At 69.4% G+C, this 2,148-nt stretch carries 1 protein-coding gene and 1 pseudogene; one reads left to right on the forward strand and one right to left on the reverse strand.

The features are described from left to right. Window positions 1-196: pseudogene (locus ACRDPS_RS23165) on the reverse strand (MFS transporter); the annotation flags it as partial. A 127-nt stretch (window positions 197-323) separates the two neighbouring features. Here ACRDPS_RS23165 and ACRDPS_RS23170 point away from each other — a divergent pair. Beyond that, window positions 324-2,012, forward strand: coding sequence for a carboxylesterase/lipase family protein (locus ACRDPS_RS23170; RefSeq protein ID WP_431504025.1), 1,689 nt, complete (start codon window positions 324-326; stop codon window positions 2,010-2,012). The last annotated feature ends 136 nt before the right edge of the window (window positions 2,013-2,148 follow it).

Raw genomic sequence — 2,148 nt, forward strand, 5'->3', positions numbered from 1 at the left:
CCAGCACGTAGATCGAGAAGAGCCACGGGAACTGCTCGAACCCGCCGAGGTCCCTCACCACGCTCGGCACCGCGGTCGCCAGGATCGTCATGTCGATCGCGACCAGGCTGAGCGAGACCATCACCGCCAGCAGGATCGGTCCGCGGTCGCTACGAAGCCCGACGGACCTGCGGGTGGGTCTGATGGAGGTCGACACAATCGTTAGCAAGCCTCACGACCGCCCATTCATTCCTACAGAGTCATTCCTCCTGCGACTTTGGTAGCACCCGTCAGGAACCGATGCAGGGTTCACAGGTGCGATCCCGCGGCCTAGCGTCACAAGCATGAACGTAAAGACCCTCGGATCGGGGAAGTACGTCGCTCGTGCCGGGGCGCTCGCGACCTGCATGGGCCTGGTGCTCAGCGGACTGCAGGGGATCTCCTCGCCCTCGACGGCCAACACAGATCCCGACCAGCGCGTGGTTCGCACCGACCAGGGTCTGGTCCGAGGGGTCGCCGAGCAGCAGAACCTGCTCTTCCAGGGGATCCCCTATGCGCAGCCACCCACGGGCGACCTGCGCTGGCAGCCGCCACGACACCCGAGGCGGTGGTCCGGCGTACGCGAGGCCAGCAGGCCCGGCCCGGCGTGCGCGCAGCTCGGTGACGACGGCGAGGTCCTGAAGGGCTCATCCGAGGACTGCCTCTACCTCAACGTCACGACTCCCCGGAGCTCGACCCACTCGACCCATGAGCGCCGTCCGGTGATCGTCTACCTGCACGGCGGGGCGTTCAGCTCCGGAGCCGGCAGCGACTTCGACGCACGCCGGATGGCCGCCGCCGGAGACGCGGTGGTCGTGACGGTGAACTCGCGGCTGGGCGTGTTCGGGTTCTTCGGCCACCGCGATCTCCCGGACTCGGGCACGTACGGGCTGGCCGACCAGCAGGCCGCGCTGCGCTGGGTCCGGTCCAATGCCCGGGCCTTCGGCGGCGACCCGGGCCGCGTGACCTTGATGGGAGAGTCCTCCGGCGGCGCCAGCGCCTGCGCCCAGCTGACCTCACCCACCGCCGCGGGGCTGTTCCACCGCGCCATCATCCACAGCGGCGCGTGCACCCAGCGGTGGCCGCGCAACGTGATGTGGCCCGGCGCCGGAGAGACCGAATACTGGGCGGCGCGCGCTGACGTACAGGACAGAGGTACGGCAGCCGCGAAGGACCTGGACTGCGTCGGGGCCGGTGCCCTGCGCTGCCTGCGGGAGCGTGTGGAGCCGGCACAGCTGCTCGCACTCAACGGGCAGTTCACCCAGCCGGCGTACGACACCACCTTGCTGCCACTCGACCCGGTGAGAGCGCTGCGCGGCGGCCGGTTCCACCGGGTGCCGGTCCTACAGGGAAACACCCGCGACGAGCACCGACTGTTCGGGTCCCTGTTCGAGGCCGAGCAGCCGATCGACGACGCGCGATACCGGAACCTGCTGACCGAGTCCTTCGGCGCGGCCGCCGCCGACCGAATTCACGCCCAGTACCCACCGAGCCGTTACCGCGGACAGGCCAAGCACCCGGCCTCACTGGCCTGGGCGGCGGTGGGCACCGATGTCGGCTGGGTCTGCCCGACCGTCTCGGCCAACCGCATGCTCGCGGGGCGGGTCCCCGTCTACAGCTTCGAGTTCGCAGACCCCGACGTACCGGCGAACTTCTGGGAGTTCCCCGAAGGGTTCCCGCCAGGGGCGTACCACGGATCCGAGCTCCCCATGCTCTTCGACCTGGGCGACTCCTACGCCTCACTGAGCAAGCAGCAGAAGGCACTGTCGACCACGATGATCAAGTACTGGACCGGGTTCGCACGGTCCGGCAACCCGAACGCTCACGACCTGGCCAGGTGGCCGCGGCTGCCGCGGCTGCCCGTCGCAGGGGCCGGGCCACGCACCCTGTCCCTGGACTCCGGGCCTGGCGGAATCACCCGCGTCGACCTCGAAGCCGACCATCGCTGCGCGTTCTGGGAGTCGGTAGCCGCAGAGCAGCGCCCGCCTCGCTGAGCCGTTGTGCTCACTTCTCCTCGAGCTCGGCGAGGTCGAAGACCTCGTCCGCGGGGGGCTCCTCCACGTGGAACTCCTTGTCGAAGTCGGAGAACCGGAGCTCGCCGGAGCTGCCCTGGGTCCACTTGAGGATCCG

Origin of the sequence: Nocardioides sp. (assembly GCF_050699375.1) — a bacterium.
In the GTDB taxonomy this organism is placed as follows: domain Bacteria; phylum Actinomycetota; class Actinomycetes; order Propionibacteriales; family Nocardioidaceae; genus Nocardioides.